The sequence below is a fragment of the Cognatiyoonia sp. genome, from assembly GCF_965661665.1.
Lineage (GTDB): Bacteria > Pseudomonadota > Alphaproteobacteria > Rhodobacterales > Rhodobacteraceae > Cognatiyoonia.
Genome location: NZ_CBFIEO010000007.1, coordinates 34,738 through 55,390, shown reverse-complemented (window position 1 = coordinate 55,390; position 20,653 = coordinate 34,738). Strand labels below are relative to the sequence as shown.

Sequence of the window (20,653 nt, the reverse complement as noted above, 5' to 3'; positions counted from 1 at the left end):
GCTGCACCGCATAACAAGAAGGGCAAAAGCCCCGAACACATGAACAAGGGAGGAGCTGACAGATGTCAGTCTTGTTCGGGGCCCTTTGGCCCTTGGAGAGATTAAACAACGTCCTCTTGGGCATCGGCAAAATCATTGCCGTAATTGCCCTTGCGATCATGGTCGGCCTGATCTTGGGGCAAGTCTTCTTCCGTTATGTCCTCAATGACGCCCCCAACTGGACCGAAGAAGGCGCGCGGTTCGGCATGCTCTGGATGACTGGCCTGATGGCCCCGCTCGCCATGCGGATGGGCGGATTTGTGGCCATTGATATGCTCGAACGCGCTTTGCCGCGGCTCTTGGCGGGTCTGCTTACGCTCCTGCTTTTGGGGATCACTCTTTGGGTGCTACTGATCGCCTGGGACAAAGGCTGGAACAATCACGTCAACACCCTCTCCGGCAAAGGCTGTTCCTCCGCTCTGCGCTGGCCTTTTGGGTGGGAGCCACAATCGGTGCTGGGGATCGACAACACCAAATGCGACGAAAAGTTTCAAAAGCGCTTCCAATATGCCTCGCTCTTTGTCGGCGTGAACCTGATGATCCTAGTGTCGATAGAGCTGATCCTCCGCCAACTCATCTTTCTCGGTGGACGGGGTGATGAGCTCACTCAGTTTGGCGATGAAGACGCGGTGAGGGCTGACTAATGCTGATTTGGTTCCTGCCCGTATTCCTTGTCCTCATCATGATCGGCCTGCCGATCGTTTTTGCTTTGCTCGCAGCCCCCGGTGCGCTGTTGATCCTGAACGGGCAAGAACGCGACCTCTCCGTCCTCTACCGCAACCTTTACAACGGCATGGACAGCTTCCCGCTGATGGCCCTGCCCTTCTTTATGCTTGCGGGTGAGATCATGAATCGCGGCGGCATCACCACCCGCCTTGTTGAGTTTTCGCAAGCCTTTATGGGACACCTGCGCGGGGGCTTGGCGCACGTGAATATCTTGAGTTCGATCCTTTTTGCAGGTCTCTCCGGCTCTGCCGTGGCTGACACATCTGCGCTCGGCTCCACCTTGATTCCCGCGATGGAAAAGAACGGCTATAGCCGCAAGTTTGCCGCTGCCGTCACTGCCGCCTCCTCCGTCATCGGGCCGATCATCCCGCCGTCAGGGATCATGATTATATATGCCTATGTCATGGGCGAAAGCGTTGCGGCGCTTTTCCTTGCAGGTATCGTGCCCGGCGTTCTGGTGGGGGTTGGCCTGATGGTCATGGTCCGCCTTTTGGCGGACCGCTACGACCTGCCGAAAGCCGAGCGGATCGTCTCCAAAAACCAAACCATCACGCCGTTGGAAAGCGTGGTGAGCTGGGTGCTTTTGCGGATCAACATCGCGGGGCTGCTTTATGCCTTCTCCGGACTTGTCACGACGTTCCTGCCGACGGCCCCATCAAACTGGATGATCTTCATCATCACACTGCCCATTGCTCATGTCATCGTGAAAGCAATCAAGGCTCGTGTATCCAACGACTTCCGCCTGATCTGCAAAAAAGCCGTCGCGCCACTACAAACGCCGATCATCATCTTGGGTGGCATCCTGATCGGGGTCTTCACTCCTACCGAAGCCTCCGCCATTGCGGTTGCCTATGCGTTGATTATCAGCTTCTTCGTGCTGCGCTCCATGAACATGCGCGACCTGATCGAGGTGCTCACCAAATCCGCCCTCGCCACATCCGCTGTGCTGCTCCTTGTGGGCGCGGCGGTTGCGTTCAAAACTGTGGTGTCTCTGTCCTATGCGCCACAAATCCTGACGGAGATGATCCTCGGCCTCTCTGAAAACCCGCTGATCCTTCTGTTTCTCATCAACATCCTGCTCTTCGTTGTAGGCATGTTCCTCGATGCGGGGCCAGCCATCATTATCCTTGGCCCCATCCTCGGCCCAATTTTTGAGGAACTCGGCGTCCACCCTGTTCACTTCGCCATCATCATGAGCGTCAACCTGACCGTGGGGTTGGCAACGCCCCCGATGGGGCTTGTGCTCTTCGTCGCCTCGACAGTCAGTCGAGAGAAGGTCGAAACTATCGCCAAAGCGATCCTGCCATTTCTTGCTGTGGAGGTCTTCGTGATCTTCCTCATCACCTATGTCCCGGCCATTTCCATGACCGTGCCATATCTGACCGGCTTTTTGGGCTGCGGCCCAGATGTCGGTTTCTCCGAATGTATCAGCCCAACGCCGATACCTAATTAAGCATTTTCCAAGGGAGGTTTATATGCTGAAAACTCTAACCAAAGTGGCGGCAACCGCTGTTCTCTTAGCGACACCGTTCGCTGCATGGGCCGGTGGTCACCAAGAATTCACAATCCGCGCCACAGCCAACTCAAATGAAAATGACGAGGACTATGACGGTCTGGTCGTGTTTAAGAACTACGTCGAATCCGCCTCCAACGGTCGGATCGGTGTTGAACTCTTTATCGGTACGCAGCTTTGCTCAAACGGTGCGGAATGTTTAGAAGGTGTGGCTGAAGGCTCAATCGACGTCTACATTTCCACATCCGGCGGCGCGGCTGGCATCTTCCCATATGTTCAGGTTCTTGACCTGCCATATCTGATGTCTGACGACCGTGTGGCAGAAGCTGTCCTGCAGGGCGACTTCACACGCAAAATGCGCGACATGGCGCTCGAAACATCTGACGGTGCGATCCGCCTGATGACCATCGGCAACACCGGCGGCTGGCGCAACTTTGCCAACACGCAGCGTCGTTTGGCATCTCCTGCGGACTTTGAAGGTCTGAAGATCCGGACTGTTGTGGCTGACCTGCCGCAAATCCTCGTTCAGGAACTGGGCGCATCTGCGACACCAATTCCGTGGCCAGAGCTTTTCACATCGTTCCAGACGGGCGTTGTTGACGGCTCCAAAAACGGCATCACCGACATCATGGGCATGAAGTTCCCAGATGCGGGCCTGCAGTACCTGACACTCGACGGTCACGCCTACATGGGTGCGCTGTGGTGGATGTCGAACGAGAACTTCATGGCAATGCCAGAAGATCTGCGTAGGGTTGTCGTCGATGGCTTCAGCCAGCTGCAGCAGGCAACATTTGCCTCACCAAAGCGGAAATCGATCCAAGCCTATGCGGACTTCGTCGCAGGCGGCGGTGATCTTTATGTGCCAACACCTGAAGAAAAAGCTGTCTTTGCAGAAGCAGCAGCCCCAGTTCAGGAATGGTTCCGCGGCAACGTGGACGGCGGTGACGAAATTCTCGACGCGCTGATCGCAGCAGTTGGTGACGCCGAAACAGCCCTAGCAGAAGACTATGCAAAAGACCTGAACTAATCAGCGTCTGCATCTGAGATTGGGCCGCTCACTGGAGCGGCCCTTTTTCTTTGCACCACGGGTACTTACATTCGACTAAAGCAATTAAAGCCGAAAGATGATCCATGTCTTATCCCAGCGCTCATTACTGCCTTCGGCTCACGCCGGATTTGAGAGCATCGCAAGGCCAAATGCTGCCGCAAGCGATGCGTGGCCCAGTCGTTTGTGCGGTTTCATATCTGACCCCTCCCTGATGCAGCCCGACGCCACACCCTCAGGTCTAGCCCCATTGGCCCAATCGTCAGAATCACATGTGCATCACGTTTCGGTGCCAGATTGACACAAACGCCGCCCCCTATCGGAAAGGATACATCCAGACCCGATAATCATCGATCATCTTTTCGGCCTGCGCCCGTTCCTCTGCCGTCAGCTTTGGTGTCAACTCCTCAAGACTATCAGGCGCGTCAACGTCACCACCTATTGCTGACAAGGCGTACCAAAGATACGCTCTGATCAAGTCCGGCTCCGGCATTCCGCGGCCAACCTCGTAATACCAACCGATCCCAGATTGAGCGCCTGCATGACCTTTCAACGACGCCCTGAGATACCAGTCAAACGCACGGATGTCGTCCTTCTCGACTCCGAGGCCGAGCGCGTACATGACGCCGATCAATTCTTCAGCGTCCGCGTTGCCAGAGCGGGCGTACACCTCGAAAAGCTCTTTCGCCGAGGCAAACTCTCCAGCCTCCATCAGGTCTTTGGCCTCTTCCATCGTAGCTTGCACGGGCATGGCCCAAACGACCAACACAGCAAAGGCACAAAGCCACCCTTGAGACGCTTTCAATCGGCGGTGCATACGCTTGGTTTCCTTTTGATTGCAGGCATGGCTCAGGCCCAGATCACGGCGGAAGATTACATCCCTACCGACCCAGCTCAAGCCCAATTGGGTCAACTTTTGTTCTATGATAAAATCCTCTCCGGCAATCAGAACATCAGCTGCGGCACCTGCCACCACCACGACCACGCAGGCGGCGATGGTCTGAGCCTTGGCATTGGTGAAGGCGGCGTCGGCGTGGGGCCAGACCGGACACCCGGCACGGGGGCGGATCGCATTCGAAAGCGCATCCCGCGCAACGCCCCTGCCCTTTGGAACCTCGGCCACCGTGACATCCGCGTGCTGTTCCATGACGGACGGCTGACAGGGTCCGACCTTTACGGCAACGGCTTTGACAGCCCTGCAGAGGAGTGGCTGCCCAAAGGCCTCGACAACCTGCTTGCCGCGCAATCGCTATTCCCAATGACCGCGCAGTTTGAAATGGCCGGAAACCCGGGGGAGAATGAGGTAACAGGTGCCGTCCACGACCGCATCGACAAAGGCTGGCCGATCATCGCAAAACGGGTGCGGATCATTCCCGAATACGGCCAGATGTTCGTGGACGCCTTCGAACACATCGACACCCCCGAAGACGTAACTATCGTTGAGATTGGCAATACGCTCAGCGCTTTCATCGCCTCCGAATGGCAAAGCTATGACAGCCCTTATGATGCATGGCTGGCGGGCACGCCCCTGCCAGAAGATGCCGAACGCGGGCGGCAGCTTTTCTTTGCGACCGCCCGATGCGCGGGCTGTCATGCGGGCGATTTGTTCACTGATCAATCCTTCCACGCTTTGGGACTGCCCGCCTTTGGCCCTGGCCGCACACGACGCTGGGATCAGGTATCACGCGATGTGGGCCGCATGGCGGAGACCGATCAGTTGGAGGATGCCTACAAATTCCGCACGCCATCGCTTCGCAACGTCGCCCTTACCGGCCCCTATGGTCACAACGGCGCGTTCTCAACACTGGAAGAAATGATCCGCCACCACATGAACCCTGTCCGCTCTTACGCCGATTGGACGCCCGCGCAAGCGGAGCTGCCTGAGGTGCCGTGGCTCGCCAAAGTGGATTTCGCCATCGCGCAAGACAGCCGCGAAATGGCACGGCAAGCCGCCGCGGTGGAGATTGAGCCCTTCCGATTGAGCGATACAGAAGTTGCTGATCTGATCGCGTTCCTCAACGCGCTCACAGGTGCCACGGCAGAGGATCGCCCCTTGGGCCGCCCTGACACTGTGCCCAGCGGCCTGCCTGTCGATTAACGCCGGATCATCACGCCAAGATCGGCAACATTGGTGCCCGTGGCATCAGTGATGAGCAGATCACCGGCCATCTCAAGCGCTTTGTAGCTGTCGTTGTTGGTCAGCAGCGCGTCAATGTCGCCACCCGCAGCCGCGATTCGATCCAAGGTGCCCGCATCCACGATCCCACCTGCCGCATCGGTCGGCCCGTCGCGGCCATCGCTGCCCCCTTGCAGACAGGTCCAATCCGTCCATCCGCGCGCCTTGGCTTCCAGCGCGATGCGCAGGGCCAGTTCCTGATTGCGTCCGCCGCGCCCGTCGCCATTTAGAACTACTGTTGTTTCCCCACCCCAAACGGTGGTCCCATGACCGCAAGCAACGCAAATCGCACGGGCGGCATCGGCAACATCGCCCTCAATCGCGGTGGGAATCGTTGTAATCCCTGCATCCGCCGCTGCCATCGCCGCAACGCTCTGGCCGTTGGAGCCTACCAAGTGGTTAGCGTGCTCCGGCAGCTCTGCAACGACACTGTCCTGCGCCAGATGTGCCTGAACCGGCTCCGGCAACTGGTCCCAAAAACCGTTCTGCTGCAACAACGCCCGCACCTGCGCGGTATCACCCAATGGCGGCGCGGTCGGACCACTGGCGATAGCGGAAATATCATCACCAATCACATCCGACAGGATTAGGGCCGTGACGCGGTGTGGTGCCGCATGGCGCAGCATCCCGCCGCCTTTGATCTGAGACAACTGCTGCCGGACGAGGTTCATCTCCGTGATGTCCATCCCACTTGAGAGCAACAGCTCATTCACAGCCGCCTTTTCCGCCAGCGAGATCCCCTCCACCGGCGCGGGCAACAAAGCCGACCCACCGCCGGAGATAAGTGCCAAAACCGACCCTGTGGAATTGGACAAAGCGGCTATCACCGCTTGCCCCGCGGCGAGGCCGTTTTCATCCGGCACTGGATGCCCGGAAGCCAACACCGTAGCCCCGTCCAACGGCTTCGCGTTCTCATAATTGGTCACGACCAAGGCCGGCACCCCAGGAAATGCGTCAAGCGCTGCCTCTGTCATTTTCAATGCGGCTTTGCCTACGGCGATGATCTGGCTCGGAACCTCTGACAGCACGCCGATCTGCGCGGCCGTCTGCTGATAGGGGTCCGCCGCGGCCACACCACGCTCAAAAATCTCGCGCACAATTTGCCGCTGATCTGCCATGTCTCTCCCCCATCCTTGCGCGGAGGAGTGCCAAAATTCAGCCCATCCTGCAAGCGCCCCGCGTTCTAGAGGATATTGAACGCCGCCCGAATGCGCGCATCTTGGTCTTTCGACAGGTACTCAGGCTGGTGATCGCGCAAAATCTGCTTGGCCTTGGCATTGGCCCGCGCCCAGGCATCTTGCGCCCCACCATCTTCCCAGGTCTTGGGCATATCGCGGTCGGCAAGCTCAGGATAGACATAGTCCCTCTCCATCGCCGCCAAGGTGTGCGCGCCGCCCAAGAAATGCCCGTCGCCAAGCACCGCTTCGCAGATCGCGTCAAAGCCCAGGTTTTCCTCTGTCACCTCGCAACCGCGCAGAATGCGGTAGGTGTTGGCATGCATTTCGTCATCCAACACAAACGCCTCAAAACTCGCGCCCAAGAGCGACGCCGTCATGCCGGAGCTTTCGTAGATCAGGTTCCCGCCCGCCAACGCCGCCGCCAGCGTCGTCATCGCCTTCTCAACACCCAATTGCGCATCAATCGCCTTGGCGTCCGCCATTGATGCCGCGACCCCTGACGGCAATCCAAGCCAATTGGATATTTGCGAGGATGCGGCGTTGAGCAAGGCCGTCTCACCTCCGCCACCGGCAAAAGCACCGGTCCTGAGGTCGATGACAAAAGGCCAGTTGGAAAACACCATCGGATGCCCTGGCTTGATTGTGTTCACCATCAAGAGGCTTGCCAACGTCTCCGCCAGTGATTGCGCCAGAAATCCTGCGAGCGTCGCTGGCGCCGTCGCCCCTGCTTGCGCCGCTGTGATGCAAGAAACAGGGATGTTGTTAGCAATGCATTCGAACGTGACATCGACCGCATCCTCCCCAAATCGCATGGGCGAGATGACAGGGCTAATATGCGCTTTGACGAAGGGACGGTTTGAAAACGCGCCCTCACCACCTGCCACAATATCGAAAAGGTCGACAATCGGCGCAACATTCTCCGCCACTGTAAACGCTGTCGCTACGGGCCGCGTTGTGTTGCGCATCAGGGCATAAGCCGTGTTCACATCCAGATCAAAAATATCCGGCACGTCCGTTGCGATACAGCAGCGAGTGAACCAACTCACGTTATCAAGCGTGTCTTGCAACCGCGTGAAGTCATGCAAGTCCTTCAGGGTCGACGGACGGTACAGCCCAGTCTCCAAATCCAAAGTCTGAACCGCGGCACCCCCTGTCCCGAAATGCACCGCATCACCACCAACCTCAAAAGACCGTTCGGGATCGCGGCCGTGAAAGGTGAAGGTTTTGGGAGCGGCAGCAATCGCATCTTCCACCATCGCACGCGGGAAGAGAACACGTTCCCCACGTTCAACCGCGCCGTTCGCCACGAACAGATCGCACAATCGCGCGGGCACTTCCCCCATGCCCAGTTCCGCCAAGAGACGGAGGGCGGTCTCATAGATGTTTTGGATCTCCGCGTCCGTCAGCGGCTGATACCGCCCACCAAGCGCCCCGGGCGGTGCGGGGTTGGTTGCGGGTTTGGCCGCGCGGCGCGCTTTTCGTGCCTCACGGCCACCGCGGGATCGTCTCGTCGTCATGATCTTAGCAATGCACCTCTCGCCACACCGCGCAAGAGCGGCATGCTACTTTCAAAAATCCCGAATACTCCGTTTCAAAAACCCAAAGGTCAACCAGACGTGTTGACCGGCAAAGGGGAACTGGAAAACTCTTTCTAGACTAGACGAAGACCAAGGACCAAACCGCATGAAGAGTCGCACCAAAGTCGCAATCATCGGCGGGGGCATCGCCGGATGCTCTACCCTCTACCACCTGACCCAAGAGGGATGGACAGATGTGGTGCTCATCGAAAGGGATGAGCTCACCAGCGGGACCACATGGCACTCCGCCGCACAGGTGACGAATTTTGGCATGAACCAAACGATGGTCGGCCTCAAATCACATTCGATCCGCCTCTATCAAGAACTGGCTAACGATCCCGAATATCCCATCAATTACCACCACGGCGACGGCGGTATCCGCCTTGCCAATACCGAAGCGCAGATGGACGGTTATCGCCATTTCTCCTCCATGGCGCGGGGGATGGATGTAACGTTTGAGGTGATTGACGCTGCCGAATGTGCGCGCCGCCACCCATTAATTTCCACCAACAATCTGATCGGCGGACTCTGGGATCCAATGGACGGCGACATTGATCCGGCCCAACTATGCCAAGCGCTCGCCCGCCGCGCGCGCAAAGCCGGGGCGGAGGTTTATCGCCATACGGAAGTGACCGGCCTCACCCAGCATGCGGACGATACATGGACCGTTGAGACGACCAAAGGCTCGATCGATTGCGATATTATAGTCAATGCATGCGGCTACCGCGTGAATGAAGTGGGCGCGATGATGGGCGTGCATCACCCTGTCATGTCGATGGAGCATCAGTATTTCGTCACAGAAGAAATCCCCGCGATCCGTGATGCAGGCCACCGGATGCCCCTGCTCCGCTGCCCGATCAGCGACTATTACTGCCGCCAAGAAAAGAATGGCCTGCTGCTCGGGTTTTATGAGCAAGACTGCAAAACATGGGGCATGGATGGCATCGATCCCAGCTTCACAAACGCGCTTTGTCCAGACGACCTCGACCGTGTCACAGACGTGTTAGAAGGTGCCTTTGAGCGGATGCCTGCGCTGATGGAAGCGGGCATTCACACAGTGGTCAATGGCCCAATCACCTACACTATCGATGGCGCCCCACTCATCGGGCCAATCCCAGGCAAGCGCAACGCCTTTTGCATCATTGGTTTACGGGCCGGATTGGGTGAAGGCGGCGGACATGGCTGGCTCTTGGCGCAACAGATCGTACATGGGGAAGCGTGCTATGACACGTGGTGTCTCGACCCCCGCCGGTTCACCGGTCACGGCAACGTTGAATTGACCGCGCTGAAAGCCATCGAAGATTATCAAAACGAATTTCGGTTCCACTTCCCGCATGAGCACCGCCCTGCCGGTCGCCCGATTAAGACAACGCCCCTCACCCCCATTTTGGCGGCGGAGGGTGCGGTCTTTGACGTTGTTAACGGCTGGGAACGCTTGGCCTATATAAAGCCCACAGATGGCTTTGAAGAGAACCACAGCTTCCGCTTCAACAACACGTTCGACATCGTGCGAAACGATGTCCTCCACATACAATCCGCCGTTGGCCTGACAGAGGTGAACGGCTTCAACCGCTTCGAACTAACTGGCCAAGATGTGCATAGCTTCCTCGACCGCATGGTCTGCGGCGCTGTGCCAAAGACTAAGGGCCGCGTTGGGCTGGGCTACCTGCTCAACCATCAAGGAAAGATCAAATCGGAAGCGACGATTGCCAATCTACCGGATGGACGGGTCTGGTACGGGTCGGCCGCCGCCTCCGAAGGGCACGACATGGATTGGCTGCGTGCGCACCTCCAACCGGGGCAGGATGTGCGAATTGATAGCCGCACCAATACTGACACAATCCTTTTGCTGGCTGGGCCACGGGCGCGCGAGGTGCTCTCCGCCGTCAGTCGCGCGGATTGGTCGAAGGAGGCGTTCCCGTGGCTGTCCGTGCGGGAGTGTTTCGTTGGCATTGCTCCCACCGTCGTCATGGCGGTCAGCTTTTCCGGCGAGTTGGCATACGAAATCCATGTCCCCAACGCGCAGCTCTATGCGGCCTACCTCGCTTTGCGCGCGGCAGGGGAAGCCTTTGATCTGAGGCTTTTCGGATCAAGGGCCGTCGAATCCATGCGGTTGGAGAAAGGTTATCTGCATTGGAAAGCCGATCTGCTGACCGAATTCGACCCTTATGAGACGGGCTTGGACCGTCTTGTGAAGATGGACAAAGGCGATTTCATTGGGCGCGAGGCCTTGCGCGCCAGAGACGCCAATGTCCCAACAAAAACCCTGCGCACCCTCATGCTCGACAACGATCAGGCCGCAGCGCATGCCGGCGCCAGTGTCGAGCTCGACGGGGAGGTTGTGGGAACCGTCACCTCAGGTGACTTTGGACACCGCGTGGACGCCAATATTGCACTGGCCTTTGTTGACGCCGATGTACCCCTTTCCGCAGCAGTTATCGTCGATGTGATTGGGATAAAGGTTTCAGCACGTTTCGCCTCAGTGCCGCTTTATGATCCTGAGGGCAGTCGATTACGCGCGTGACCCGCACGTCGTTCAGGATGTCGGACAATCACGCGCAAATATCGCAACCCGCCTTTGACGCCGATCGTTGGGCGCAAATTCTGGCAAGAATTCCGTGGCCGCAACCCCAGTCACCGCCGTGATCCGCGCAGGGTCTTCCAAAACATCAGCCATTGCGGCCGCGACGTTTTGGGCCCGTTCTTCGGAAATCTGCTGGTTGATCGCAGCGCCCCCAGCTTTATTTATACCTGTATTGGCGTGGAGGAGCGCCCAACTAGGAGAAAAATCATGAACAAATATCTGAAGGCTGCCTGCATGGCGGCAGTCATTGCTGTCCCGTCCGTCGCATCTGCTGCGTGTGACGATGGCGAGATCGTCGTCAAGTTCAGCCACGTGACAAACACAGACAAGCACCCGAAAGGCATCGCGGCAACCCTGCTTGCAGAACGCGTCAACGAAGAGATGAACGGCACAATGTGTATGGAGGTCTTCCCGAACTCCACACTCTATAACGACAACAAAGTGCTCGAAGCAATGTTGCAGGGCGACGTTCAGCTTGCAGCACCATCGCTGTCCAAATTCGAAAAGTTCACCAAGCAATTCCGCATCTTCGACCTGCCGTTTATGTTCAACAACATCAACGCGGTTGAGGCATTCCAAGCATCCGACGCAGGGCAGGCTATGCTCGACAGCATGCAGCGCCGCGGCCTTCAGGGTCTGGCGTACTGGCACAACGGTATGAAGCAGATGTCGGCCAACGTCCCACTCGTCAGCCCATCCGACGCAAATGGTCTCAAGTTCCGCGTACAATCCTCTGACGTGCTTGTCGCGCAGATGGAGGCCATCGGTGGCTCGCCACAGAAGATGGCCTTCTCCGAGGTGTACGGCGCTCTGCAGCAGGGTGTTGTGGACGGTCAGGAAAACACCTGGTCCAACATCTATGGTAAAAAGTTTTTCGAAGTGCAGGACGGCGTCACTCAGACCGACCACGGCATCATCGATTATCTTCTGGTCACCAATATTGACTGGCTCGAAAGTCTGCCAGATGACGTGCGTGAGCAGTTCCTGACGATCGTTGCTGAAGTGACAGAAACACGGAACGCCGAATCCACAGCCGTGAACGAAGAAGCCAAAGAAGCGATCATCGCAGCAGGTGGCGTTGTGCGTCAGCTCACTGCAGAAGAGCGTATGGAATGGGTCGAAGTGATGAAGCCTGTTTGGGCCAAATTCGCTGACGACGTAGGCCAAGAAAACATTGATGCCGCGCAGGCAATCAATGCAATGGTGAACTAGCCACCATTTGGTCAAGACAGGCGGGCGCTGCGATCAGGCGGCGCCCGCAACCTAATACCACCGGGGACAGTCATGGTTGCTCAAACGGGCCCGATCAGCCGCATCGACCAGCTGGAAGAGACGCTTATTGCCATCATCTTGGTAGTGATGACAGGCTTCACATTCGCCAACGTCGTCGCGCGATACGTATTCAACGCAAACATCTTTTACGCGTTAGAACTTACGGTCTTTCTCTTCGCTTGGCTCGTCCTTCTGGGCGCCAGCTACGCGGTGAAGAAAACGCTACACCTCGGCGTCGACGCTGTGGTCAATGCAGCCCCGCCGCCTGCCCAGCGCGTTATGGCGCTGATCGTGGTGGCGGTCTGCCTCACCTACTCTCTGCTGCTGCTCAAAGGGTCGTGGGACTACTGGGCCCCGTACGCCAACCTTTACCCCACCACTGGACGCTGGTTCCCAACGGGCCTTGAAGAGGTCCGCGGCCAAGGCTGGTACGAAACACAAGACATCCCGATCCCTTTATTCATGCGCTGGTTGGAGACCGTATTTAACGAAGGGTTTGAATACGAAAAACTGCCGAAAGTGGTGCCCTATATCGTGATGCCGCTTTCCGCGCTGCTCTTGGTGATCCGCTTTGTTCAAGTTGGCCTGCGCGTTTGGCGCGGCGAACAGCAGATGCTAATCGTCAGCCACGAAGCAGAAGACGACGTCGCTGAGGCGGCCAAGAAATTGGAGGACGCCGCCTAATGGAAGTCATACTTCTCTTTGCGATGGTGATTGGCCTGATGTTGATCGGCGTTCCAATCGCGATTAGCCTTGGCTTTTCGTCCATCGTCTTCCTCTTGGCATTCTCTGACACTTCCTTGGCATCGGTCGCTCAGACCCTTTTTGAAGCGTTTGAAGGGCATTCCACCTTGCTCGCCATCCCGTTCTTCATTCTGGCGTCGAGCTTTATGTCTACGGGCGGCGTCGCCCAACGCATCATCCGCTTCTCTATTGCGCTGGTTGGACACTTGCGCGGTGGTCTGGCGATTGCAGGTGTTCTTGCCTGCATGATTTTCGCGGCCCTCTCCGGGTCCTCCCCCGCGACGGTGGTGGCGATCGGTACGATCGTCATCGCCGCCATGCGGCAGGTTGGTTACACGAAAGAGTTTGCAGCCGGTGTCATTGCCAACGCAGGCACCTTGGGCATCCTGATCCCACCGTCCATCGTGATGGTGGTTTATGCCGCCGCGGTTGAAGTCTCAGTCGGCCGAATGTTCCTTGCCGGCGTTATCCCAGGTCTGATGGCTGGCTTCATGCTGATGATAGGCATCTATGTCATGGCCCGCTTCAAAGACATGCCAAAGGGTGAATTCGCAGGCTGGGGAGAGATCTTTGCCAGCTTCCGCGCTGCTATCTGGGGCTTGCTGCTGATTGTGATCATCATGGTAGGCATCTACGGCATCCCCGGCGTCACAGGCGCAATCTTCACACCTACAGAAGCGGCGGCTGTCGCCTCCGTCTATGCCTATATCGCGGCCTGCTTTATCTACCGTGATGTAGGTCCACTGGCGGGCGGTCAAAGCTTGTTTCGCAAGCCCCACACGCTCATCACCGCCGTCTGGCATCCTGACACGATGGGCACGCTGCGCGATGCAGGCAAGCTGATCATCACTTTGATGTTCGTGATCGCCAATGCGCTTCTGCTCAAGCACGTCATCACGGACGAGCAGATCCCGCAGAAGATCACAGAAGCCATGCTGTCCTTCGGCTTTGGCCCCGTGGCCTTCCTGATCATGGTCAATGTGATCCTGCTGATCGGTGGTCAGTTTATGGAGCCGTCGGGCCTCCTTGTCATCGTGGCACCTTTGGTGTTCCCAATAGCGATTGAGCTTGGCATCGACCCCATTCACCTCGGGATTATCATGGTCGTGAATATGGAGATTGGGATGATTACACCGCCTGTCGGTCTCAACCTTTTCGTGACTGCAGGCGTGGCCAATATGTCGATGATGGGCGTGGTCCGCGCGGCGCTGCCGTTCTTGGGTATCATGTTCATCTTCCTGATCATGGTCACTTACATTCCGGCCATATCAACGACCCTGCCCAACGCGGTCATGGGGCCGGAAATCATAACGCAATAGAAAAGGCCGGGCGGTGGATCACACCGCCCGGCCCTTCCCACGTTTAGGACCTGCGCTTAAGCGACCAGATCAAACCGATCCGCGTTCATCACTTTCGTCCAAGCCGCGACAAAGTCATTCACAAACTTCTCCTGGTTGTCGTCTTGCGCATAAACCTCTGCATAGGCCCGCAGGATGGAGTTTGATCCAAACACCAGATCAGCGCTCGTCGCAGTCCACTTGATGGCGCCAGTGGCACGATCGCGCAGCTCATAGCTGCAATCATCAATCGGATGCCAGCTGTTGGCCATGTCAACAAGGTTCACAAAGAAGTCTGTGGTCAGCGCCCCTTCACGATCGGTAAAAACACCGTCTTTGCCACCGCCGTAGTTCGCACCCACGACCCGCAGACCGCCGATCAAGACAGTCAATTCTGCCGCTGTCAGACCCATCAGCTGTGCCCGATCCAGCATCATCTCTTCTGCGGATACGGCATACTGATCTTTTTGCCAGTTACGGAACCCGTCAGCGACTGGCTCCAAGACGCCAAAGCTATCGGCATCTGTCTGCGCCTCTGTCGCGTCACCGCGACCTGCTGTAAACGGCACCTCCACGGAATGACCACCGGCTTTGATCGCCTGCTCAAGCCCAACATTGCCACCTAGCACAATCACATCTGCAACAGACGCACCTGCTTCAGCCGCAATCGGCTCAAGGACGCCTAACACCTTCGCCAGACGCTTCGGCTCATTGCCAGCCCAGTCCTTTTGCGGCGCCAAACGAATGCGCGCGCCATTGGCACCGCCCCGCTTGTCAGAACCGCGGAAGGTCCGCGCACTGTCCCAAGCGGTCGCAATCAGATCTGCCGATGTCAGGCCGCTGTCCGCGATCTTGGCTTTGACCGCAGCCACGTCATAGCTGGTGCTGCCCGCAGGGATCGGATCCTGCCAGATCAGGTCTTCCGCTGGCACGTCAGGACCGTAGTAGTTCGCCCGTGGGCCCATATCGCGGTGAGTCAGCTTGAACCACGCCCGTGCGAAGGTGTCGGCGAAGTAGGCAGGATCAGCTTTAAAACGCTGGCAGATCTCGTTGTAGATCGGATCAACCTTCATCGCCATGTCCGCATCCGTCATGAGCGGCATCGCGCGACCGGAGGGGTCAGATGGGTCCAAAGGCTTCTCATCCTCTGGCATGTCAACGGCCGTCCACTGGTTTGCCCCAGCAGGCGATTTTGTCAGCTCCCACTCATAGCCAAAGAGGTAATCAAAATACCCCATGTCGAACTTTGTGGGCTCTTTCGTCCACGCGCCTTCGATCCCGCTGGTGAAGGCATTTGACGCTTTGCCAAGATGTCCTGGGTTGGCCCAGCCAAAGCCCTGCGCCTCAACCGCGGCGCCTTCCGGCTCAACACCGATTTCATCGGCATGACCGCCGCCACCGTGCGCCTTTCCCACAGTGTGACCACCACAGGTCAGCGCCGCTGTCTCTTCATCATCCATCGCCATCCGCGCGAATGTCTCACGAACATGCAGCGCAGTCCGCGCTGGGTCAGGATTGCCGTTCACCCCTTCCGGGTTCACGTAGATCAGACCCATATGAACCGCAGACAGTGGGTTTTCGAGGGTGGAGGCATCGCTCAGATCACCATAACGATTTTCAGATGGCGCGAGCCATTCGTTTTCTGATCCCCAATACACATCCGTCTCAGGGCCCCAAATATCCTCGCGACCAAAGCCAAAGCCGAAGGTCTTCAGACCCATCGACTCATAAGCCATGTTGCCCGCCAAAATGATAAGGTCCGCCCATGACAGCGCGTTGCCGTACTTCTTCTTCACAGGCCACAAAAGACGACGCGCTTTATCAAGGCTGGCGTTGTCCGGCCAAGAGTTCAGCGGCGCGAAACGAATGTTGCCCGATCCAGCGCCACCACGACCGTCCTGCATTCGGTAAGACCCAGCAGAATGCCACGCCAAACGGATCATCAAACCGCCATAGTGCCCCCAGTCCGCAGGCCACCAGTCTTGGCTGTCTGTCATCAGGGCTCTGACGTCTGCTTTGACACCCTCGTAATCCAGCTGCTTCACCGCTTCGCGATGATCATAGTCGGCGTCCATAGGATTTGTCCGCGCACCATGCTGATGCAAAATGTCTAGGTTCAGCGCATTCGGCCACCATTTGGTGACGGGCTTGTCCATCGCGGTATTGCCACCGTGATTTACGGGGCAGCCGCCCATACCGCGCATGTTGTCGCCGTCCATATCATGTCTCCTGAAATTGGGGTGTGTACTCGGGTGCAAAACTACGTGAGCCGCACGATAAATTCCAATTGGAAAAAGTTAATGACTTGATAGTTTGAGGTTATGATTAACCTGACCCTCAAACACTTCCGCTATTTCGACGCACTAGCCCGTTTTGGTCACTTTGGCCGCGCGGCAGAAGATTGCGCCATCTCTCAACCCGCCCTCTCCGTTCAGATTAAAGAGCTTGAGACGATGCTCGGGGCGCCCCTCGTCGAACGCACCTCCCGCAAGATCAAACTGACAACCTTGGGGGAGGAATTTTTGACCCGCGCGCGCAAAATCCTGAGCGATGTGGAAGAAATGGCGGCTCTCGCCCGCTCCTCCGAAGGGTCGTTGAAAGGGGCGCTGCGCCTTGGCGTGATCCCCACCATCGCACCCTACCTGCTCCCTTCGATCATCCAGAAACTCGGCGCGACATACCCCGACCTTGACCTGCAACCGCGTGAATCTGTGACAAAATCACTGGTCCAAGACCTGCTTGAGTCCCGCCTCGACTTCATCATCGCCGCGCTCCCGATCTCGGAACCGTCGCTGCAAGAGTTCGCCCTTTTTGATGAAGAGTTCGTCCTTGTCCGCCCCAAACGCGACGCCAATCTGCCTGTCCCAAGCCCAGACAAGCTGCAAAAGATGAAACTTCTGCTTCTCGAAGAAGGTCACTGTTTCCGCGATCAAGCCCTTGAGTTCTGCGATCTGCGTCCATCTGCTTCGAATTTCATCATGGAAGGATCATCACTCTCCACTCTCGTCCAAATGGTCAGGGCCGGATTAGGCCTTACCCTGCTGCCAGAGATGGCAATCCCCCTCGAGCTTCAGCAAGCGGGTCTGTCAATAGCGCAATTTTCCGCTAACCGTCCTCACCGACGCATCGGCATGATCTGGCGCAAAACCAGCCCCTTAGGTCCACAACTTTTGGAATTGGGTGCAATTCTCCGTCGACTCAAACCCCTCAAAGTCTGAACGTCTACACCTGCAGCCGCAACACTTTGCGCCGTCAAAAAAGCCCTAAAGTCGACGATCAATTCTGCAGAACAAAAAACTCGAAGACCACCCAATCAGCCCGCACACGATCTCGAGTCACTTACGCCAAACCTTCACCAAATTGAACGTGAACCGCCGCGTAGCCTTGGCGGAGGCGCTCTCCTCCGAAACCCAAGGCGGCGCACCCTCACGCGCGGCTTTACGACCTAGTCTCACGACCGGTTCGCGCATTCGATTGAATAAAGGGAAAATGGCGGACTGGGGAGGATTCGAACCCCCGACCCCTTGATTCGTAGTCAAGTACTCTATCCAGCTGAGCTACCAATCCGCGTGAGGAGCGATTTAGACCCTGCTTAGGGGTGATGCAAGAGGTAAGACAAAGTTTCTTACCCAATCACTGTTTGCGCGCGCACCTCTTTCGGCAAACGGATGGAAAACACGGTACCGGTCTCATCTGTCCGCTCCAATTCCAAGGTGCCACCATGCCCACGCACCAAATCGGCAGAGATCACCATGCCAAGCCCTGTGCCCCCCTTGCGCACCCCACCTTGAAACGGCTGGAACAGATGATCCTGCGCTTTCTGCGGCAACCCTGGCCCCGTGTCGGAGACGGTGATGAACCATGCGCGATCATCCTCCCACGCTTTCACCGCTATCTCCCCCAGTTGATGTGTCGCCACAATCGCTTGGCGGGCGTTGCGCACAAGGTTGTTGATGACACGGAAAAGCTGCTCAATGTCGCCGCGCAGGGTCAGCTCTGCCGGCACCTCGTTATTGAAAGCGATCTCTTCGGCGCCAACCGCCAGCTGCTCACTGTCCAGCACATCTGACACCACAGGGCGCAAGGTTATCAGGTTCAGCGTTGGTGCAGGCTCCTCCGCCCGCCCAAAGGCCAAGGTCGTCTCGCAAAGGTTCACCGCCCGCGTGATCGAATTCACAAGCTTTGGCGCCATCCGTTTCACCAGCGGATCGTCAGAGGATTCAATGCGGTCGGTGAAAAGCTGGGCAGAGGTCAAGATGTTGCGCAGATCGTGACTCACCTTCGCCACCGCACCGCCAAGCTGGGCCAACCGCTCTTTTTGCTTCAACGCGCCGGTCAACTGCGTCTGCATGGATTGCAACGCCTCTTCCGCGTCCCTCAACTCCCGCACGCCTGCTGACGGTTCAATAATCCGACGAGCATCTTCTGGGGCGGAGGCATAGCGTTGCATATGATCCACCACGCCTTTGATAGGACGCACCAAGAAGAACTGCACTGCCACGAACAGCATCACAGCTGTGATGACTGAGATGACGGCAGAGAGCAACAGAATGTTCTGGCCATAGTCAATCATCGCATCGCGCAGCGGCTTCTGCATCATCGTCACTTCGATGAGCAGCCCGCCATCCCGCACCGGATTGCCGATGACACGGACCACGTGATCCTCTGGGTCCAGCAGCGTCATGATCGCATCGCGGATTAGCGTCATCGCAGGCGGATCGCGCAGGTCATAGCTGTAGTAGATCGGCAGCGGGATCGGGGAGGACAACGCCAAACGGCGGATTTCATCGCGCCTTAGCACGACGTTGAACACCTCAGCATTCTCCAAAAGCTCCGCTTCGAGTGCGGGACTGATCATGTCGTCGGCTTCAAGGGCCAGAGATGCAATCTGCGCCCGTTCCAATCGATCCAGCAGATAGTCTGCCCGAAACCGCGCAACGGAGGGGACAAAGATGAACACCTCGGCCAACATCACGAAGATGATCGTCAAAATCAGGAAACGACCTGAAAGTGAATTCATGCTCGCACTCCCCCGGCGATCTATTACGGAAGCCAGCGTTGGACAAATCCAACGACAAATTTCACACGGTCGCTTTCAAACAGCTTCGGGCTAAAATAGGCGCCCGCCGCGCGTTTGTTAACCTCACTAATGGTCGGATAGGGCAAAACCGTGTTGGCAATGGCTGACATCTTCATCTTGTTGGCAATCGCCATCGCCCACATGCCAATCAATTCACCCGCCAGATGCCCGATGATGGAAGCCCCCACAGGCTTGCCTTTGACAACCATCACTTTAATCATGCCGGTGGTTTTGCGTTCCGCAATCGCGCGGTCGTTGCCGTCGTAATTGAACCGCACAACGTCGAGCGCACCGCCATATTTCTTACGGGCATCCGTTTCCGACAGGCCTACGTGGGCCATCTCAGGCTCAATATACGTCGCCCACGGAATGTGATCAGTACGCTGCTTTCTTGGCAACCCAAACAGCATCGACCGGATCAGCAAGCCCGCATGATAACCCGCGACATGGGTGAAGTGCAGACCACCCGCCGCATCTCCCGCGGCACAGACCTTCTTGTTGGTGACAGACCGCAGGTTATCGCCTACTTTCAGACCTTTGCGGTCATAGACCACACCACCTGCATCCAGATCCAGCTTTTCGATATTCACCTGTCGCCCCACGGCCATCAACAGGTGGGTGCCGGTGACATCTCCATTGGGCGTGTGAACCGTTATACCGGCCTTGCCAGAGGATACCCGCTCTGCCGGTGTCTCTTCCAGGATTTCGATCCCTTCAGCCCGCAAGCTGTCCAGCGCAATCGCCGCCAATTCAGGATCATCGCGGCCCAGCGCTTTCATCCCTTCAATCACGGTGACTTTCGAACCCAACCGGGCATGGGCCTGAGCCATCTCAAGCCCGATTGGGCCCCCGCCTATAACGATCAAATGCTTCGGCTGATCGCGCAGATCAAAGATGTTTTCGTTCGTGTAATAGTTCACATCCTCCAACCCGGGGATGGGCGGGACAAACGGGCGGGAGCCTGTTGCGACCACAAAGCGACGCGCCTCGATGATCGTGTCGCCCGCCTGCACTTCGGTCTTGGAGATGAAGCGCCCGTACTCTTGGATCACATTGACACCCAAACCCTCGAACCGCTCAGGCGAATCGTGCGGCTCAATCGTCGCAATCACATCCGCGACGTGATCTTTGGCCGCGGCATAATCGACCTTCGCCTTTGCATCCGCAACGCCCAGTTCACCACCATGGCTCATTGCGTAGGCTTTCTTGGCGGACGCGATCAGTGCCTTGGATGGAACACAGCCATAGTTCAGGCAGTCGCCTCCCATCTTATGACCTTCCAAAAGGACAACCTTCGCCCCCATCTGTACCGCACCCGCCGCAATCGACAGACCGCCAGAGCCGCCACCAATGATGCAAATATCCGTCTTAATCCGGTTCAT

15 protein-coding genes and 1 tRNA gene are annotated in these 20,653 nt (G+C 57.4%); 9 read left to right on the top strand and 7 right to left on the bottom strand.

Going from position 1 to position 20,653, the window contains the following annotated elements:
* Nucleotides 1-62: 62 nt before the first annotated feature.
* The 3 genes from ACTF5F_RS06165 to ACTF5F_RS06155 are packed head-to-tail and all read left to right on the top strand — an operon-like array spanning nt 63 to nt 3,305.
* A complete protein-coding gene (locus ACTF5F_RS06165) occupies nt 63-683 on the top strand; it encodes a TRAP transporter small permease (RefSeq protein WP_438955998.1) in 621 nt (206 codons plus the stop codon).
* Complete coding sequence (locus ACTF5F_RS06160; RefSeq protein WP_438955997.1) at nt 683-2,218, top strand: TRAP transporter large permease; 1,536 nt, start codon at nt 683-685, stop codon at nt 2,216-2,218. Before ACTF5F_RS06165 ends, ACTF5F_RS06160 begins: the two co-directional genes overlap by 1 nt.
* A gap of 22 nt (nt 2,219-2,240) precedes the next feature.
* A complete protein-coding gene (locus ACTF5F_RS06155; RefSeq protein WP_438955996.1) occupies nt 2,241-3,305 on the top strand; it encodes a TRAP transporter substrate-binding protein in 1,065 nt (354 codons plus the stop codon).
* Nucleotides 3,306-3,639: 334 nt separating this feature from the next.
* Here the strand turns inward: ACTF5F_RS06155 and ACTF5F_RS06150 are convergent, their stop codons facing one another.
* Nucleotides 3,640-4,074, bottom strand: a complete 435-nt coding sequence (locus ACTF5F_RS06150; protein WP_438956092.1) for a tetratricopeptide repeat protein — start codon at nt 4,072-4,074, stop codon at nt 3,640-3,642.
* A 93-nt stretch (nt 4,075-4,167) separates the two neighbouring features.
* Between ACTF5F_RS06150 and ACTF5F_RS06145 the strand changes: the two genes are divergently transcribed.
* Complete coding sequence (locus ACTF5F_RS06145) at nt 4,168-5,421, top strand: cytochrome-c peroxidase (protein ID WP_438955995.1); 1,254 nt, start codon at nt 4,168-4,170, stop codon at nt 5,419-5,421.
* On the opposite strand, the gene ACTF5F_RS06140 is transcribed toward ACTF5F_RS06145, so the two are convergent.
* Both ACTF5F_RS06140 and ACTF5F_RS06135 read right to left on the bottom strand, forming a co-directional pair.
* Nucleotides 5,418-6,617, bottom strand: a complete 1,200-nt coding sequence (locus ACTF5F_RS06140; RefSeq protein ID WP_438955994.1) for a glycerate kinase type-2 family protein — start codon at nt 6,615-6,617, stop codon at nt 5,418-5,420. The two genes, ACTF5F_RS06145 and ACTF5F_RS06140, sit on opposite strands and share 4 nt — an antisense overlap.
* 65 nt (nt 6,618-6,682) lie before the next feature.
* Nucleotides 6,683-8,194, bottom strand: coding sequence for a trimethylamine methyltransferase family protein (locus ACTF5F_RS06135; RefSeq protein ID WP_438955993.1), 1,512 nt, complete (start codon nt 8,192-8,194; stop codon nt 6,683-6,685).
* 166 nt (nt 8,195-8,360) lie between these two features.
* Between ACTF5F_RS06135 and ACTF5F_RS06130 the strand changes: the two genes are divergently transcribed.
* The 4 genes from ACTF5F_RS06130 to ACTF5F_RS06115 all read left to right on the top strand — a co-directional run bounded on the left by ACTF5F_RS06130 (nt 8,361) and on the right by ACTF5F_RS06115 (nt 14,173).
* A complete protein-coding gene (locus tag ACTF5F_RS06130; protein ID WP_438955992.1) occupies nt 8,361-10,778 on the top strand; it encodes a GcvT family protein in 2,418 nt (805 codons plus the stop codon).
* A 294-nt stretch (nt 10,779-11,072) separates the two neighbouring features.
* A complete protein-coding gene (locus tag ACTF5F_RS06125; RefSeq protein WP_438956091.1) occupies nt 11,073-12,050 on the top strand; it encodes a DctP family TRAP transporter solute-binding subunit in 978 nt (325 codons plus the stop codon).
* A gap of 72 nt (nt 12,051-12,122) precedes the next feature.
* Entirely contained in the window at nt 12,123-12,794 is a 672-nt protein-coding gene (locus tag ACTF5F_RS06120) for a TRAP transporter small permease (RefSeq protein ID WP_438955991.1), read from the top strand.
* The gene (locus ACTF5F_RS06115) at nt 12,794-14,173 is read left to right on the top strand and encodes a TRAP transporter large permease (RefSeq protein ID WP_438955990.1); all 1,380 of its coding nucleotides are present in this window, start codon (nt 12,794-12,796) and stop codon (nt 14,171-14,173) included. Before ACTF5F_RS06120 ends, ACTF5F_RS06115 begins: the two co-directional genes overlap by 1 nt.
* A gap of 56 nt (nt 14,174-14,229) precedes the next feature.
* On the opposite strand, the gene katG is transcribed toward ACTF5F_RS06115, so the two are convergent.
* On the bottom strand, nt 14,230-16,410 hold the full coding sequence (katG, locus tag ACTF5F_RS06110) for a catalase/peroxidase HPI (protein ID WP_438955989.1): 2,181 nt from the start codon (nt 16,408-16,410) through the stop codon (nt 14,230-14,232).
* 102 nt (nt 16,411-16,512) lie between these two features.
* On the opposite strand from katG, the gene ACTF5F_RS06105 reads away from it, so the two are divergent.
* Nucleotides 16,513-17,409 (top strand): LysR substrate-binding domain-containing protein, encoded by an 897-nt coding sequence (locus tag ACTF5F_RS06105; protein WP_438955988.1) that lies wholly within the window; start codon nt 16,513-16,515, stop codon nt 17,407-17,409.
* A 272-nt stretch (nt 17,410-17,681) separates the two neighbouring features.
* Here the strand turns inward: ACTF5F_RS06105 and ACTF5F_RS06100 are convergent.
* From ACTF5F_RS06100 to ACTF5F_RS06090, 3 genes are all read right to left on the bottom strand, one after another.
* Nucleotides 17,682-17,758, bottom strand: a tRNA-Arg gene (locus ACTF5F_RS06100).
* Between the two features lie 58 nt (nt 17,759-17,816).
* Entirely contained in the window at nt 17,817-19,211 is a 1,395-nt protein-coding gene (locus tag ACTF5F_RS06095; protein ID WP_438955987.1) for a sensor histidine kinase, read from the bottom strand.
* A 23-nt stretch (nt 19,212-19,234) separates the two neighbouring features.
* On the bottom strand, nt 19,235-20,653 hold the full coding sequence (locus ACTF5F_RS06090) for a dihydrolipoyl dehydrogenase family protein (protein WP_438955986.1): 1,419 nt from the start codon (nt 20,651-20,653) through the stop codon (nt 19,235-19,237).